At 36.1% G+C, this 18,282-nt stretch carries 12 protein-coding genes; 3 read left to right on the plus strand and 9 right to left on the minus strand.

The window, feature by feature from the left end; translation table 11 throughout:
* Positions 1-15: 15 nt before the first annotated feature.
* The 9 genes from METEV_RS08510 to METEV_RS08550 all read right to left on the minus strand — a co-directional run bounded on the left by METEV_RS08510 (position 16) and on the right by METEV_RS08550 (position 14,136).
* Entirely contained in the window at positions 16-330 is a 315-nt protein-coding gene (locus tag METEV_RS08510; RefSeq protein WP_013195108.1) for a DUF6951 family protein, read from the minus strand.
* Between the two features lie 14 nt (positions 331-344).
* Positions 345-1,418: a CobW family GTP-binding protein gene (locus tag METEV_RS08515; RefSeq protein WP_013195109.1), complete on the minus strand. Its 1,074-nt coding sequence runs from the start codon at positions 1,416-1,418 to the stop codon at positions 345-347.
* 61 nt (positions 1,419-1,479) lie between these two features.
* Positions 1,480-3,132, minus strand: a complete 1,653-nt coding sequence (locus tag METEV_RS08520; RefSeq protein WP_013195110.1) for a methylamine methyltransferase corrinoid protein reductive activase — start codon at positions 3,130-3,132, stop codon at positions 1,480-1,482.
* A gap of 388 nt (positions 3,133-3,520) precedes the next feature.
* On the minus strand, positions 3,521-5,146 hold the full coding sequence (locus tag METEV_RS08525; protein WP_013195111.1) for a TCP-1/cpn60 chaperonin family protein: 1,626 nt from the start codon (positions 5,144-5,146) through the stop codon (positions 3,521-3,523).
* Positions 5,100-7,091 (minus strand): hydantoinase/oxoprolinase family protein, encoded by a 1,992-nt coding sequence (locus METEV_RS08530; RefSeq protein WP_013195112.1) that lies wholly within the window; start codon positions 7,089-7,091, stop codon positions 5,100-5,102. The genes METEV_RS08525 and METEV_RS08530 overlap by 47 nt, the downstream gene beginning before the upstream one ends.
* 58 nt (positions 7,092-7,149) lie before the next feature.
* Complete coding sequence (locus METEV_RS08535; RefSeq protein ID WP_013195113.1) at positions 7,150-9,072, minus strand: uroporphyrinogen decarboxylase family protein; 1,923 nt, start codon at positions 9,070-9,072, stop codon at positions 7,150-7,152.
* A gap of 261 nt (positions 9,073-9,333) precedes the next feature.
* Positions 9,334-10,110 carry a helix-turn-helix transcriptional regulator gene (locus tag METEV_RS08540; RefSeq protein WP_013195114.1) on the minus strand — a complete coding sequence of 259 codons (777 nt, stop codon included), beginning with the start codon at positions 10,108-10,110 and terminating at the stop codon, positions 9,334-9,336.
* Between the two features lie 16 nt (positions 10,111-10,126).
* The gene (locus tag METEV_RS12100) at positions 10,127-12,721 is read right to left on the minus strand and encodes an MEDS domain-containing protein (protein WP_013195115.1); all 2,595 of its coding nucleotides are present in this window, start codon (positions 12,719-12,721) and stop codon (positions 10,127-10,129) included.
* Between the two features lie 170 nt (positions 12,722-12,891).
* A complete protein-coding gene (locus METEV_RS08550; RefSeq protein ID WP_013195116.1) occupies positions 12,892-14,136 on the minus strand; it encodes an RNA-guided endonuclease InsQ/TnpB family protein in 1,245 nt (414 codons plus the stop codon).
* A 157-nt stretch (positions 14,137-14,293) separates the two neighbouring features.
* Between METEV_RS08550 and METEV_RS08555 the strand changes: the two genes are divergently transcribed.
* From METEV_RS08555 to glyS, 3 genes are all read left to right on the plus strand, one after another.
* The gene (locus METEV_RS08555; protein WP_013195117.1) at positions 14,294-14,806 is read left to right on the plus strand and encodes a deoxyuridine 5'-triphosphate nucleotidohydrolase; all 513 of its coding nucleotides are present in this window, start codon (positions 14,294-14,296) and stop codon (positions 14,804-14,806) included.
* A 433-nt stretch (positions 14,807-15,239) separates the two neighbouring features.
* On the plus strand, positions 15,240-16,043 hold the full coding sequence (locus METEV_RS08560) for a 2-amino-3,7-dideoxy-D-threo-hept-6-ulosonate synthase (RefSeq protein WP_013195118.1): 804 nt from the start codon (positions 15,240-15,242) through the stop codon (positions 16,041-16,043).
* 484 nt (positions 16,044-16,527) lie between these two features.
* Positions 16,528-18,276, plus strand: a complete 1,749-nt coding sequence (gene glyS, locus METEV_RS08565) for a glycine--tRNA ligase (RefSeq protein ID WP_013195119.1) — start codon at positions 16,528-16,530, stop codon at positions 18,274-18,276.
* The last annotated feature ends 6 nt before the right edge of the window (positions 18,277-18,282 follow it).

Genomic DNA, 18,282 nt, shown 5'->3' on the forward strand with positions numbered 1-18,282 from the left:
GTCGTCGTTTTATTTTTATTCAAAGGTTATATCCACACTTCCTACATTTTCTGCCAGTCTTTTTGAAAGTAAACCCGCCTCTATCCTGCATACATGAAGTACACCACACGGGACAAGGCAAATGGATGTACAGTCAGCTTCTTTTGCCTTTTCCATGACATAGTTATCCTTAATGTCAAACAATTCCATCATGGGTACTTCCATATGAGATAAATTTTTTATTTTTTCGCAGGGTGTATCAATATCAATGATAACTTTGTCCCCTTCCATTTGACCTTTTATTTTATGTGTGAATCCACATAATCTTGAATTTACAGTTACTTCTGTCATTTTTATCCCACCAATCAATTATAACTGGAATCTATTACGTTGGCATCATTTTGAGAATGGCAATGGGAATCTTTTTCCTCAACATTCATGTTTTTATTTTCCAGATTTTGTGATATTGTATTTTTTACAATATCTGTTAATTCATCTTCTGATATACCTGTAACGGCTGCCAAGAATTTTAATCTGGGCAAGGCTATGTTTTCGTTTTCTAAAATTGACTTTTCTACCTGTGGGTCTTCATTAGAAGATGTTACACTTGACTTTATTCTTTTGTTTGAAAATTCCATAGAAGTTTTTATATGACCTATAAAATCAGGACTTGTGTTAAGTACTCTATATCGTATATCATTGACTATTTCATTAACAATTCTTTCTGATGATTCAGATGTTAGCTGTTTTGAAAATACTGTAAATTCACCTGAAAACATCGAAACCTGTGACATATCGATAGAATTCTTGTACTCGAATCCGTCCAGACTATGTTTATTACTATTTTCATCGAGAAGGTTTATAAGGTTCTGGAAATTTTCATCCTTATGCTTGGCTGAAAAATTGAGGATTTTTGCTTCCGGATTTTTATCTTTTAAGAATTTCCTTGTATTTTCTATATTTTCAGCATCAGCGATATCATTTTTATTAATACCCAGTATATCGGCTTCTTCAATCTGGGTCAATATGAATTTGGGAATTTGGTCTACTTCTGCTTTAAACCTGCTACCATCAACAAGGGTTACAATTGGTGCAAAAGAAAGATTTTTAATGTCCATATTCTCAAGGTCCTGCTTTATTTGATTTGGAAATGCAAGACCTGTGGGTTCTATAATTACAGTATCAGGATTTAATTCATCGTTTAAGTTTTCAAGTGTATATTCCATATTAATTTTAAGTGTACAGCAAATGCACCCATTGGTTATTTCCTTTGTTACTATCCCGGAATTTGTAATTGTGTCTCCATCAATTCCGATTTCTCCAATTTCGTTAACTATTATGGCGACCTTTTGACCGTTATCTATTAAATGTTTACCAAGGTTTAGGAGAGAGGTTGTTTTTCCACTCCCCAGAAATCCACCAACTATTATTATTCTCATACATTCACCTGATGATTATTTGATAAATAAATGAATAAAACAGTACTGAGCTGATAAAAAGTTATGCCTGTTCGATTTCAAAAGGTGACTCATGGGCGTTTAACACTTTGACGTTTTTAAATTGTATTGCTTTCTTTGGACATACATCTACACAGCGCTTACAGCTTACACCCAGACATCTTTGACTGTCATGTACCTGATATACATCCTCTTTATAACTGACTATTTGTAGCGCTTTTTCTGGACACTTATCTTCACACATATAACAAAAACTGCAGTTTTTAATTGGTCTTTCAATAACAATCCCCAGATCCCTTAATACCTGAACACTCTCTTTACCTAAGTCGTTGATATCTTTTGTTACCTGTTTTTCAATTCTGGGGTTTTCAGCAAGTTTTGGGAGCCCTTGTATATTAAAGCTTTTCAGCATCTGGTCATACATTTCCAGAGGCATACCCTGTGTCCAGTACGAAAATTCACACGAATATATCAACTTAAACATTTCACTTTTTGCCATCATCAGATGGTCGGTTTCTATTTTATGTGCAAATTCTACAACCTCATCAAGCTTTGATTCGTTCAGAATCAGTTCTTTTGCCAGTGAAATCGATGTATTACCAAATTGCACTATATTTTTTGCCGAACCGGGACAAATACCCAGTTTTCTTGCTTTGTCAGCATCTACATAAGTACCTGATGCACCGGTCATATACATGTTTTCAAGGTCTTTAAAATCCAATCCTGCTTCCATTAACATTGTAAGGTGCGAAGCCCTGATAGCTCCAACCGCCTTTCCTGCTTCTCTGACATCATCCTCAGTTATTTCAATACCACCACCAAGGATCAACCTGCCGTCAGGCAACTTAGGCATTGTTTTTATCAAACCTGTTTCAAGAGCTACTGACAACAAAGAAATCATGCCTGTACCTGTTATACCAATTGCTCTGGTTTCCGATTGTTCTATTACTTCACCAGCAACAGGGTTTACAAGGTCACCTTTTCTTTCTAACATACTGTCATCAAGAACAGTGAGTCTCCAGTAGTTACCTTCAGGGTTTACGTCAGTTATCGCTCCCGGACCTGCAAGCATTCCACAGTTTATACCCTGACCTTCTATTGCAGGACCTGCAGCCGCACTACCTGTTATAATTCTGTCACCCACTTTAAGTGCCATTTCTGCATTTGTACCGTAATCGGTCACCATTGAGGGTTCTCTCTGATTCATAAAATCGGTTTCTATCATCATTGCAAGTGCATCCGCTCCGACTTCATGTTGTATGGATGGTGGAATAATGATTGTACAGTTTGGTAAATCAAGATTCTTGAAAACCTCATTTGCAGGAACAACTTTTGCATCACGTTTTACATTTTCAACCCCCAGTTCTTTTTGCATGGATTCCCCTGCATAAGCAAGGTCTCTTATTTCTGTGTCCTGGAAAAGTGAGAGCTGAATAGGATTACCGCATACAGATAATTTTTTAATCTCTAAAAGGTCAATATTGAAATTATCTATTATTTCTTCAACTGTATCCTGGATTATCTCGGTTGCAACATCTTCACCAAGCTGGATTGCAAAATCGAGCTGGTCTATAACGTTACCTCCAGGGAGAGGGTGCCTCATTGTAAGTACAGTTTTTATTGTTTCTTCTGTATCAAGGTCTATAAGCTGTGCTCTAATACCACTTGTACCCAAATCCATTGCAATTCCATACATTATGAACCCTTCTTTATAACAGAAATTTCGTTTGATTATTTCTACTCTTATATACGTTTGAAAATTATATAACATAACTTCAAGTAATATATCAAAGTCTTTAATATTAAAAAAAAGCCTGATGATATCAAAGGTATTGATGATATTAATATCAAAATTTGAATGACAATGGTTAGAGGTAGATTGAATCAAAAATATGGAATCTACTAACAGGATACTTTTTTAAGTGATAATTATAACAATTAACAATTTAAAATTGGGTAAAAATAAAATAGAATACAGTAGCCACTACAAACAGGACGTATAGATACATTACAAATGTATCAGGATTAAAATCTGATTTTTTCAACTTATACCCCCACTTATTCTATAAAACTTAATTAGAATATTACCTTTTTGGAACTATTTCATCTATCCTTAAGATATTAGTAGCTGTTTCTGTTGCAGAAATTATAGCCAGTTTTTTAATAGTAACTGAATCATATAACGGTGGATTGTTGTTAACAACCTGACCTGACACATCGATTCTTGAATCAATACCCTTATTGTAATAAGAATTCATATCTGCAATAGAATCTATTGGGTTCATGCCCATATTGAATGCAAGTATTCTGGGAATCTGTTCCAGTGCTTTTGCATATTCCATCACTGCAAGCTGTTCTTTACCATCAATTGTTGATGCATATAGTTTAAGCATTTGTGAAAGTCCAAATTCTATACCCCCTCCTCCAGCAACAACTAATCCATTTTTGAGAATAAATGCAGCATTATTCAGTGCATCATCTGCTGCTTCCTCCACTTTTTCAAGATTATATTTAACAGGTTCCCAGATAATAATAGTTGTTATCATTTTACTGTTTACTGTTACATATACCAGATGTTCACCGTTTTCCTTTTTAACCTCTATTTTATCGGCATATCCAATTGATTTTGTTAAATCATCTTTTATAGATGATATTCCAGCGTCTGTTGCTCTGGAGAGTTTCTCAATATCATTTACCTTCATCTTCTTGAACATCAATATATTATTTTTAGTAAGTAAAAACTCTATATATGGGTCAACCTCACCCTCACAAAAAACCAAATCAGCACCTGTTTCAAGGATTTTATCAGCATAATTTTTCAAAATAGTCTTGCGACATTCTTCAAACTGGTAAGCCGTTCCAAATGAATCCATATTTATATTATGTTGCGGATTTAGATATTCACTATCCACTTTAAGGTCATGATTTAATATTAAAACGTTAGGAGATTCAATATAATCAGGCATTTCAAATCTTGCAGGTTTCTCGTCCAGAATAACTCCATTTAAAGAAACAATTCCAGAAGCTCCTGTCTTTTTAATTATTCTTACGTTATCGTTTAAATCCAAATCTGTATTTTCTGACATAGCATTTAATCGTTTGATGGAATCAATCATGATTTTTGCAAGTCTTTCAGCCTGATGGGTTTCTATACCTTTACTTGAGGCTGCAGCAAAAACCGCAGAATAAGTATCTTCCTGTGATTTAACTGATTTAGTTTCAAATTGAAGGATTTCGTAAGATTTGTTAAGTGCTTTCTGGTAACCATCTATTATAATAGTTGGATGGATACCTCTATTTATGAGTGGAATCGCCCTGTTAACCAATGTAGCCGCCAGAAGAACCGCTGTTTTGGTACCGTCTCCGCAGGTTTTATCCATAGAACCTGCAAGGTCTTTTAAGGATGTTACCACAGGGTGCAGTATGTCGGTTTCTTCAAGTATGGTTTTCCCATCATTGGTTAGATAAATATCGTTGACTGGATTAAGTATAATTTTATTGAAACCTCTGGGTCCAAATGATGAACTCAACAAATCTATTATCTTACTGCATACACTATCCAGATGGTTTATAAATTCCTGTCCTCCCACTACATTTTCAATCCCCACCTTTTCACGTGCCTGCTCTACTAACCCTTCTAAACTGTCTGAACTTATATTTGAATCAGTTTGGCACCTGTGTACCGGTTTTGATACTGTGTTTTCCATCATAATTTTCACCTGTCACTTTATTAATAGGTTTACCGACACCAATACCCACCAGTTTTGTTTCTATCGGAGACCCCATACCTTTGCCGATTTCATTTTCATCAAGATTGAACTGGATACTGTCTTCATCCAGATCATAGCTTTTCATATACCCAAAAACTATTCTTTTAGTAAGGTCAAGGGCATAATCTTTGGCTTTTTCATAGCTTTCAAAAATTTCTCTACCGGATTCAGAAAATACCACATATTTACTGCTTCCCAGTTTATAGGGCTTTATAGACGTTTCTGTCCTATAGATAACATTCCCCATTAGTGCACCTACCGCATTTCCTACCTCAGAATAATCGGGAGCTATAAACTCTGCTTCCAGAAAAGTGTTCAAATCATTCAAGTAGGCTTTAACAGGTGCACCTATCAACACAATAGGCAGGTTCATTTTCATATTAAGATATGAGGATTTGTTCAATAATTTGCCTATATCAGATTTTTCGACATCATCTGCAAAAAAGGATACAAGATTTAGTGAAATTGTCCTTATAACTTCCTCTTTTATATAGGAACTGAATGAACCTGGATTCATATTAATATGGTATGAAAGTAATTCAGCACCGATTTTAGAGGCTTTTGCATTCCATTTGGTGTAATCATTAAGAACATGGAGTGCATCAGTCGGAGTGAAACCTATTTGGCTGATATATTTGTTCTGTTCCAGTAACCTTAATATATTCGAAAACATCAAAGGATGATCTTGAGACCTATTTGCTATATCAGAAATTGATAAAGGTTCATCGGATTCTGTTATTATATCAAATATTTTTTCCTCATAGCTTCCCAACTCATGAGTGGTTTTTACTGAACCATTGTTCATGAAAAACGTGGTTGGCTGTATAACATCATCCATGATTCGTTTGGATATCTTTTTTTTATTGGTTTCCAATTTGTCTGTTATCTGGGGATATTCAGATGCCGCCTGACACAAAGGAACAACCCTTTTTGGACCGGTATATGCCTTTTTCTGAATCCATACATGGCTATCCCCACCCATTGCGGATGTATCCATATTTATGGCTTTAACCATCGTCTTCCAGCCACCCACCACAGCCCCTGTTTCACTTATCTCTGGTATCCCATCTGACATGAAGGAAACGTCAGTACTCGTACCCCCAACATCAATGGTTGCACAGGTATCAAGATTTGTGAGATGTGAAGCTCCTACAAGACTTGCAGCCGGACCAGAAAAAATCGTTTCAACCGGTTTCTTCAAAGCTTCTTCTATTTTTATAAGGGAACCATCACATTTCATCATCATTAATGTTGCAGTGATGTTTTTTTCGTCCATAACAGAATGTATTGATTTTATAAACTGATTAGTTTCAGGGATTAACTGGGCATTTAGTAAAGCCGTTACAGACCTTTCATATGCTCCAAGATCCTGGGACAGTTCATGTCCACAAACAACAGGAAGTTCTGTAAGATTTTGAACCAATTTTTTTACACGCAGTTCATGTTCAGGATTTCTCACTCCAAAATAGGAAGATATTGCAAATGAGGACACTTTTGATTTGTTGGCAAGGATAAATTCTTTAAGTGTATCAAGGTCATTTAGTGGTTCGATTTCATCTCCGTTTGCGTCATGTCCACCACTAACAGATATTACTACATCTGTAGATAATTTTTTATGTATGGAATAACCAATAAGTATTAAACCTGCTTGTCTGCCTTTTCTTTCAAGAATGGAATTTGTTGCAAGTGTAGTGGACACTGATACAAACTTTACATCTTCCAAATACTTACTGTTTAAACCATTTAGTGCATTTTTAATACCGGTTATCAGTTCAGGATACGTAGTCAGAGATTTGTTTGTATCCATTACAGTACCAGTTGATATATCCATGATTATAGTGTCTGTATAAGTCCCACCCGTGTCAACGCCCAGTCCAAAATTCATTTTTACACCTTTTTTATTTATTCAATTCATAAAAAAATTAGAACAATAGAGGAAAATATCACCCCATTGTCTTTTTCTGAAGCCCTGGACCTTTTTCTTTAACAAGGTCTATCATTTCTTTGACACCTGTCAGTGAACCACCCGGTGGTATCTCACAACCTGTGGACACAACATACTTTGACTGCAAACCATTTTCATTCAATGTGTTAAGTGCCCCAGTCAGTACATTATCAGTGTCGCTTTTTATCTTGTCAATCGTCTCAGAAGAATTATCCATGAACTGTATAGGATCCACTTCACCCATCATACAACATTCATGACCATATTTTGGTATAAGATCTGAATAGTTCTTTGAACCCTGTTCTCTTTCATTGGGATAGTATGCATAACTGAAGAGGTCTGTTCCGAATTTACTAATCTGGGTGTCATAATGGACTGAATCAGCGCAGCTGTGAATCATGTACGGCTGGTCATATTTTTTAAACAATGGTACATGTTTATCCACAATAAATTTACCATCGAATTTCCAGTAGTCATCTTCAGACATTATTTTGTTGTTAGACCAGAGATTATCTATACATAATGCATCACATGCATCCTCTTCAAAGAATTTCTCTGTGACCAAATTGACATAATCAGCACATTTATCTACTGCATCACGTACGACCTCTGGATTTGTTTTCATATCCATCATTACTCTGTCTGCACCCATTAACTGGGTCAGGGTCAAAAGTGGACCTTCATGGAAACCTACAACCGGTTTTCCGATTTCATGCAGTTTCTCTTTTGCAAGTTTAGTTGCCTGTACAAGTTCGTAAGCACGTGTTCCTTCTTTTACTTCTGGAACCTCTATTTCCTCATAATCTTCAAGATGTCCTTTAGAGGATGGTGTATCTTCTTCAGGATATGTTATTTCACAACCAAGGTCACCAGCTGTAATCGATAGGTCTATCAGACCTACAAACATATCATAATCCAGATACTTGGCACCTGCATAGGCAGACTGTGCAAACATTTCAGGATCGATTGCGTACTGTTTATATGTTGTTGGTACAAACTTTCTTGTTACACCACATGCCAGTGGATAAACTGGGAGACGGTCTACCTTTTTATCTGCAAGTGAACTGGTAACTCTTTCTATAGATGTCATCTCCTCTTTTCCTTTCGTACCTACACTTTCAACTTCATCTATTATTTCTTTGGCAGTTTCCCTTCCTATATCCACTTCTTCAGAAACCGTCTTCTTTGCAAGTTCTTCTCTGTATTTTACCTTGCTTGTGCTGATTTTCTCTTCACTCCATCTGCGTTCAGCAGGTTCGAGTTCTTTCACAGCATCTTTTAACCAGTCTGCTGCTGAATCTGCATCAGGTAATGTAGCATCTGCACCTATCTCATTAGCATAATCTTCAGATACAGGTGCACCCCCTACCATGACAATTACAGAATCTCTCAATCCCTCTTCTTTGAGCTTATCAATAACAGTTTCCATACCACCCATAGTGGTAGTCATCAGAGCACTCATTGATATGGCATCAGCTTTATTCTCTTTAGCCTTTTCAACAAATTCATCAAGTTGAACATCATTTCCCAGATCAATCGCATTGAATCCGGATGCAGTCAGCATGGTTTTTACAAGGTTTTTACCGATGTCATGGACATCTCCCTGGACTGTTCCGATTATAACTATGGCTTGTTTTGATGCTTCATCGGTTTTTATATAGGGTGTAAGTTCTTTCATCCCCGCATACATGGCGTTTGAAGCTACCAGAAGATGCGGTACAAATACTTCTCCGTTCTCATATTTGTCACTCATGATAGACATACCCTTTGCCAGCCCATCGACAATTGCTTCATAGGGATCCACCACACCCCCATTTTCAATCACTTTTGTTGCCAGTTCTTTAGCAGAATCTTGGTCACCCTGAATAACTGCATTGGTTAATCCGTTTAAAATATCTTCTTTTGATTTGTTTTCTGTCATCTTCCTGCCTCACTAAATTATTATTCACTATAAGGCGCTAAGCGCCATAGTATTACATTAACCAATTAAGAGGGCAGAATATATAACATAACTTAAAGTAATATATTAAGCAAATCAATATTATTAAAGTTGAAAACAAAGTTAAAGACTCAAATATTATTAAACACGTTAATTTCATTAACGTACAATTAATATTCACAACAGGATTAAAAACCGTTATTGATAACAAATAAAAACAGATACAAGATAAATATTACAATGTTACTTTTCTGCTTTGTTTTTATAGTACTCAAACAGTTCCTTTGCCCATTGTAACGCACATGAGTCAAAACTAATCAGCTTCTTGTGGTCAAATACACCTTCTTCATTAAAAAGTGAAACCAACATCATGTCATCGGTTATAACTAAGGTAGCTGGTTTTATTATATTGTCGTCACATATGTACAAATATCCGTTGTCAGAACCGGATATAATATGATGTTCTTCTGAAAATTCATCTTTTAACCGCTCGAAAACTGATTTTGTGAGGATGAGTTCAAAACTGACACCCCTTTTAACCAGATCTGTGAATGTAGTTGGTAATTCTGGGCAGAAAAACGAATAAAATGTCATAACATACTGTGTTGATTTTAAACTTTCTACGAGTTCATTTGGAGGCTCAAATAAATGGCTTAAGTCCGGTTCTATCAATCTGCTATGACCTATTTCTTCAAATCTATCAAGAAGGTTTGAAGGGATTGCTCTTAAATCCCGGGTTTCCCAGTAATGTTTATTTTCACCATAGACATTTAATGTATCCAATAATGGCTTCATTTTTTTTACTATAACATTTCCTATGGTAGTCAATTCATAAACATCGGCATTATGAGTAACCAATCCCTGATCCATGAGTATTTTCATTTGTGTCATTATTGCACTGGTATTGGTTGCAAGTTCATCTTTAATATCATCTATATTCTTGGGTCCATCTAATAAATACATCAAAATATTTTTTCTTTTATCAGACAGAAACAATGTACCCAATAATGCTGCTTTCATTTTATTCACTCGCCAATTATTGAACTGAATATCTACCCTTTAAAGGTAAGACTATAGTTACAGTGGTCCCTATTTCCTCTTTACTATCTACCGAAATTTGACCCCCGTGTGCATTTACAATTTTTTTACATACATAAAGGCTTGACCCCGATTTTTCCAAACCATGAGTTAATGTATCTTCAGAATGACTAAACCCCTTGAAAAGTGTAGGAACCAAATCTTTCGGGATTCCTTCACCATTGTCATTTACTTTTATATATAAGTTATTTTCAGATTTAAAAGCACTTATATTAATATTTCCTCCCCTTGGTGTATACTTTAAAGAATTGTCTATTAAATAGGTAAACATGTCCGTTAACTTATTTTTATCACCATAAATCTCCGGCAAATTTTCTGGTATATCAATATTTAAGTCAATATCTTTTTCATCAATTGAGAGGGCTAAATTCAGATAGGCACTGTTTATAGGCTCTTTGATATTTAGCAAAGAAAAGGTATAATCAAGTTTACCAGATTCTTCCATGCTCATATACAGAAGAGAACCTATTAAACTGTTTATCTGTTCTGAACTACGTATAATCGTATTGATTGCAATGTCCCTTTGTTCATTGATTGTTTCCAGTGTTTCTCTATCCAACAATTCTTTATAATCAGTTGATGTTGGTTTTCCGTTTAAAATTTCATTTTTCATCTTTTCAAGTGATTTGAGTTCCGAATTGATATTGGCAATTTCATCCAAATATTTTTTCAATGCTTCTTCGAATTGTTTTCTCTGAATCAGTCTCCACATTCCCTGCATCAGCAATGTTAACTGGCGAACATCAGACTCATCATATTCTTGCTCTTTATTACCCACTCCTGCAACCAAAACAATGTGTTCTCCGTCAAAAATCGGGACATTCATGTGCCTTGTCAATTCTACATGTCCCCCGGGATAACCCTTTTTAAGAGAACTTGGCTCTGTATAGTTATTGGTAATAATTGGTTTTCGCTGTCTTACAGCCTCCCCCCATAAACCGGTTGTTTTTACAGGATATACAAATGGTTTGTTTTCTACTTTACATTCCTTCATTGCACCCTCTGACCACGAGTGCATTATAAGTATTGATTCGTCGTAGTTTAGGAAAGCAAGGTAACCAAGTTTACTATTAGTTAACCTTACTGCTTCTTCACGGGCAAAATCCGTAATTTCCTGCAGTGATGCTCCTGCCATATAATTCAATTTTAAAAGTGTTTCAAGGCGTGACTCCTCAAGCTGTAAGGTTTTCTCTGCTTTTTTACGCTCAGTTATGTCGATAATTATACCCTGAAGATATTTCACAGCACCCTTTTGGTTACGTATAATCAATGATTTCTCGGTCACCCAGCGTGTTTCTCCTGTTTTGGTAAGAATCCTGTAATCAGAGGTGAAATAGGAATTTTTGTTTTGTTTTTCATACACTGAAAAATCCGATTTTAATTTATCAACATCATCCGGGTGGACGATATCTGCATATGTCAGCTTTCCTGATAAAAACTCGTCTGATTTATATCCAAAATATGTGATGTTTTCAGATACATATTCCACAGGCCAATCATTTATTGCTTTCCACAAAAACGCTATTACAGGGCTGGTTTCGTAGATTTTTTCTATTTTATGTTTTGCTTCCAGTGTATCACAGATTGACACGTCGCTGATTTTTCTTTTTGTTGATGTTGCCTCTTCAACCGTACCAAGTATACCCTGATAATTTCCTGCTTCATTAAAAAGTGGAATTAATACCCCATTATGATAACTCATTTTACCATCAGGAGTCAAAAAAGCAAGGGCATTATAAGTCACAGGTTCTCGGGATTTTTTTGTGTGTAAATACAACTCTTCAAGGCGAGAATCGCCAACAGGTCTCTGTTCAGCAATATAATCCATAAAACTTGTTCCAAGTATCTCCTCTCTTGGAACACCAAAAATTGATTCCATGGTATTGTTAAAAAAAACTACATTGTCAGAACTATCTACAACCCATACTCCCAACCAGATGCTGTCAAGTATTTTTTCATAAAAGGTATTGTTTAATCTGGAGATTGTATTGTTATCTGTTTTTGATTTTTCCTCAAGAAACTTCCATTCACCATCTTTTTTCAGTAATGTTCTATCATGGCTGGAAATCAAATCAAGTGTATTACTTTGTGAACATTTAGTAAGGTCGTAGCTACACAACGACACCATATTTCTATTTTTTATTATTTCATCCAATAGACTTTCATAATTGAGATAATAGGATGGATAATTCTCAAAAACAGGAGTAAGGTTTTCTATCATCCACAACCCATTGAACCCATTATCTATAGCATTAAGATATTTTTGTTTCCAGAAATTTAAAACGCCTGTAAAATCAGAAAAACCGAGCTGGTTTTCATGTATTATTTCAAATTTATCGGATTCAATATAAAAATCTACATCAAACCCGGTGTTTTTTAGTGTATTCTTTGCCCTTTCAACAGTAACAAAATCATAATCGGAAATAACCCAGATACAATACTGGTTGTTTTCAACTCCAGATTTAAAAAAAGATGGTAATAATTCCATCAATTCATCAAGGCTGTTATAAAATAGATTTCCATGTGAACCCAATGGAAAATCAGATGCAAACTGAACATTTATTAGAGAGTTATTAGAATGAATAAGAAAACCCCTATACTTTTATTACAATATATAATTATACCTTGATGTATTTACTTCTTTCCACCAATATGTGAACTACCGCTGAGCTAAAGATTCAGAGGCTTCGGGAGAAGTTTGATTTATCGGCATGTGTTACCGAAAAACCTTATTCTCTCAGGGGAGTTCACATCCCCACTATCGGTTATCCCTGCGAGAGAATCACCGATTACCTTTCTCAAGATGTTCAATGCTCCATTGATATCGGCATTGATCAGTCTACCTGTAGATGACTGGAAGATTCCTCTTTTAGGTCTTTTACCAAGATACTTTTTATGTCTTCTGATAGGTTCTAATGCCAGTGCATCGACTTTACTGGTATAAGCTTCATCTACTTCTTGATACTTTAGACCATGGTATTCACATTTGGAGGCCATTTTCTGTTTAAATCTAGCAAACGGTATCGTCTGGAAGTTCTGGGTGTTCTCTTTACCGATGTTTTGTTCTTGTTTTATTTCTTTCAGCTTTCCAATCACGACATTACCTATCCGATTTTCCAGACAGTGTTTAACGACGTGATTGACACACTGGTTCATGAGATCATTTATCTTCCAGAACCTTTTATTAAAGAATCTATCCATTTTGATACCATTATCTACATCCTGTTTATCGTAGACTGACTGTAACCTACTCTTCTCCTTGTTCCACCAGCGGTTGTAAGATTTGATAACCCTGCCGTCTAATATGAAGGCAGTCCCGCCGGTCGTCACGCAGGTTGCAAAGTTGTCCACTCCAAGGTCTATCGATAGATGGCTATTGTAATCCAGTTCAGCAATCTCTCCATCTTCATGATATACAAATTCTATCTCGAACCATCTACCCTTATATTTCGGGACGATACTGACCTGATTGATGTATTGACCTATTATGTTGTCAGGTATCCTGAAATACAGATACTTGGTTCCATAAGTTCTGTAATAATCTAAACCCATAGATAATCTGATTTTATCATCGATAACCTTCAGTTGATCTTTCTTGAAAGTACATATGAAGTTGCCGTCTTTATCCAGATACTTTAGAAGGGAAACAGGTTTATTGTAATCTCCTTTTCTCTTCTTATCCAGAAGTTTGAAGAACGATTTCATACTACCGTCTACAGTTTCCATAATATTCTGTGCGACCTGAGATGGTAGTAGTTTATAGTTCTCGTTCTCTTTTACTGTGTGATAAGCAGTATCTTTATTGAGATATTTACCATTATTGAAGAAGTACTGTCTGATATTATACAATATAAAATTGTACAGGTTCTTGGACAGTTTGGTCAACCTCTTCAAAGTTTCATAGGTCTGCTTATCAGCACGGAGATGATTCTTCTGGGTCAGATACATGCACTATACAATCGTTTAGCAAATTATTTAAAAATTTTCTACTAATTGTTTATGCATAACACGATGCTGAAGATATCGGAGTTTTATTTATATTTATAAAAGTTTATTACCTCCAGTTAATGGAAAGAATAATTAAAAACATCTGGAAAAGGATATTATGACATTGTTATCAGAAAACGAATTAAAGAAAATGATGAGCCAGACTCCACCACTTATGGAAAATTTACAGGACCAAAACACCCAGATACAGCCAAACGGAATAGAAATGACTCTTAAAGAAATAAGAACAATTAAAGGTACTGGTTCTGTTGATTTTGACAATAAACAACGGGTCATTCCAGAAGGAGAAACACTGGAATTTGATAGCGAAGGGTGGATTAACCTTCCAAATGGTATCTATAAGGTTATTTTTAATGAAATCGTCAATATGCCAAAAAATATAGCAGCAATTGCAAAACCAAGATCAAGTCTGATAAGGTGTGGTGTAAGTCTGGAAACTGCAGTATGGGATGCCGGATACAGAGGAAGAAGTGAATCCATGCTCGTTGTCCACAACTTTTCAGGATTTAGATTAAAGAAAAATGCCAGAATTATGCAGATGTTGTTCTATACACTGGATAGTGAAGTTATTGAAGGATACACAGGTCAATATCAGAACGAAAATGTCTAAAACATAATGAACTTAAAAATCAGAAAAACTATATATTTTAGATAATTAAGGTTTGCTGGTTGCGAACAAATATAGAAGAAGTTTGCTACCCAGCCTGTGATAACCCCCCCAATTATACAGGCTGGGTAGTCGGAACTACATTAAACCACATCTCCCTGATGGTTGAACCCCCACTCAACCATAAAATCCGCTCGTCTCTACTTTTAAGCAGATGTAGAACTATTCATCATCCTCTACGTCTGCTGTCAATCACATCATTATGAACTATAGATATATATAATAAATGATGCTGTTAATTTTTCTGCGTTAAATATTATAAAAGCGTTGAAATTTTTAACGTCGTTATAAAGGATACAAATTAAGGTATGATGCTACTGTTTATATATTAAGATCTTACACAAAAAATATGTAATATTAAACCTTTGCATTCTACATGAGCGAAATTGGCAAATCAGTAAGAATGGAAAGGATATTCAATCGAGACACTGGCAACGCAATAATAATACCGATGGACCATGGTGTTGGTGCCGGACCTATAAAAGGTTTGATTGATATGCCCACTACAGTAAACAGTGTTGCAGAAGGCGGTGCAAATGCTGTTCTGGGTCATATGGGACTCCCTAAACATGGTCATCGAGGTTACGGACGTGATATAGGGCTTATCATTCATCTGTCAGCATCGACTTCTCTTGGACCTGACCCTGACCACAAGGTTCTGGTAACTACCATAGAAGAGGCTATCAAAGTCGGTGCTGATACTGTTTCTGTGCATATCAATATTGGTGCTGACGATGAAGCGGAAATGCTTCAGGACCTTGGATATATCGGTAAAAAATGTGATGAATGGGGTATACCACTACTTGCCATGATGTATCCAAGAGGCGAAAAAATTTCATCAGAACATGATGCCGAATATGTAAAACATGTTGCAAGAGTAGGTGCCGAACTGGGTGCTGACATAGTAAAAACTAACTACACTGGAGATATTGATTCATTTTCAGAAGTTGTCAAGGGATGTCCAGTTCCAGTTATAATTGCCGGTGGACCCCATATGGAGGATGAAAGACAGATTCTTCAGATGGTATATGATTCCATCCAGGCAGGTGGAAAAGGAGTAGCATTGGGAAGAAATGTATTCCAGGCAAATGACCCAACAGCAATGGTCAATGACGTTGCAAAAATTGTACACGAAGGTATGACTGTTGATGAAGTATTCCAATCCAGAGAAAATGTTTGATTCATTTCTGGACGATTTCATACATTTGCCTCAAGTCTTTGGCTTGTTCAGGAGAAGTCTGTACGAAACTATCTGGAACAACATATCAACATGAGTGCTGCGGATACATCGCAGACACTCATCACCTTTAAAAATCAAATCAACAATATATTTTAAGTCTTCATCCGATAATTTATTAACTCTTGCTTTAAAATCCTCTTCTGATTTAGCATAAAACTTTGATACCGGTGGCAGGATGGATCTGTATTTGGGTGTGTAACCCCTTCATCCAATTCAGGTAAAAGTTTATACAAGATATCAATATCAGTACTGTTTAATTCTCTTGACATGTAACCCCTGCAAAACGAGTTAATCATCACTGGTTTAAGTTAAATTTAAATTCCCTTATTAAATTACCATATTCAGAATATATAATTTATTTGCTTCAGGATACATGAAACAATCAATTTGTGATAAAAACATCAACAATTTTACGAGGACTATCATGGACAAATATGAACAGGTTTTAGAACTGGCAAAAAGGCGCGGATTTTTGTGGAACTCATTTGAAATATATGGAGGAACTGCAGGGTTTTATGATTACGGACCACTGGGCAGCACCCTGAAACGCCGGATTGAGCAGATATGGAGAGATATGTATGTGGTTCAGGAAGGTTTCATGGAAATCGAAACTCCTACTATAGGTATAGAGGATGTATTCAGGGCTTCAGGTCATATTGGCGGTTTTTCTGACCCTTTATGTGAATGTGAAGAATGCGGTGAAGCATTCCGGGCTGACCATCTTGTTGAAGACGAACTTGACATAGAATCAGCCGAAGCCATGAGCAACAATATACTGGAAGATTCAATAAAAGATAATGAAATCCCATGCCCTGTATGTGGTGGGAAATTTGGAAGTGTCTATTCATTCAATCTTATGTTTAACAGTAATATCGGTCCCGGTAGCGGTCGACCTGCATATTTGCGTCCTGAAACTGCACAGGGAATGTTTATAAACTTTCTCAGGCTTGCCAGATACTACCGGGAAAAATTACCGTTTGGTGTCACCCAGATTGGCAAATCCTACCGCAATGAAATTTCACCCAGACAGGGTGTTATAAGGCTCAGAGAATTTACACAGGCTGAAGCAGAGATATTCATACCTCCTGAAGATAAAACCCATCCTGAATTTGACAAATATGCTGACACTGTCCTGAATATGTATATAGAAGATGACAATGGCGGAGTTGTCAGACCTATTCGTCTGGATGATGCTGTTAAAGAAGGATATATAGCACATGAGTATCTTGCATACCATATAGCCCTTACCAAAGACTTTCTGCTTCGCATCGGTATAAATCCGGACAAATTAAGGTTCAGACAACACAAAAAAGACGAAATGGCACATTATGCCGCTGATTGTTGGGATGCAGAAATTGAATCAGATAGATTCGGATGGATAGAAACAGTCGGAATTGCTGATAGAACCAATTACGACCTTAAAGCCCATACCGATACCAGTGGTACAGAACTATCTATATATAGAGAATACGAAGAACCCGAGACGGTAAACCAGTTTACAGTCAAACCCGACATGAGTAAACTCGGACCTTCTTATAAAGGCAAAGCAAAAACTATTGCAGAAAAACTTAAACAACTCCCACCTGAAGAACTTGAAAAAGACAATATACAGGTTAATGTAGAAGGGGAAGAATATACAGTTCCCTCTGATATGGTTGAGTTTACTGAAGAAACTGTCAAAGTAAGTGGAGAAACTGTCTTTCCCCATGTTATCGAACCATCCTATGGTATTGACAGGATTATTTATTGTGTACTTGAACATGCCTATAATAAAGAACTGATAAATGAAGATGGTGAAGAAGACTACCGGATAATATTGAGGTTTAAAAATGAGGTTTCACCCATACAGGTAGCAGTATTGCCCCTGATGTCAAAAAGTGATTTAATAAAACCCGCAAGGGATATATCCGCAAGATTCCGCAAAAAGGGATTGATGGTTTCATACGATGACTCCGGTACTATTGGAAGGAGGTATCGGCGTAATGATGAAATCGGAACACCGTATTCGGTTACCATTGATTACCAGACACTGGAAGACAACACAGTAACAATCCGTGACAGGGACACTATGAAACAGATTCGTTTATCTAAGGATAACATAGAAGATACGGTATACAATCTCATAAATGGTGAAATGAAATTTGAAGATGCAGGGACTTTAATAGAAGCATAAAATCTA

The sequence above is a fragment of the Methanohalobium evestigatum Z-7303 genome, from assembly GCF_000196655.1.
Lineage (GTDB): Archaea > Halobacteriota > Methanosarcinia > Methanosarcinales > Methanosarcinaceae > Methanohalobium > Methanohalobium evestigatum.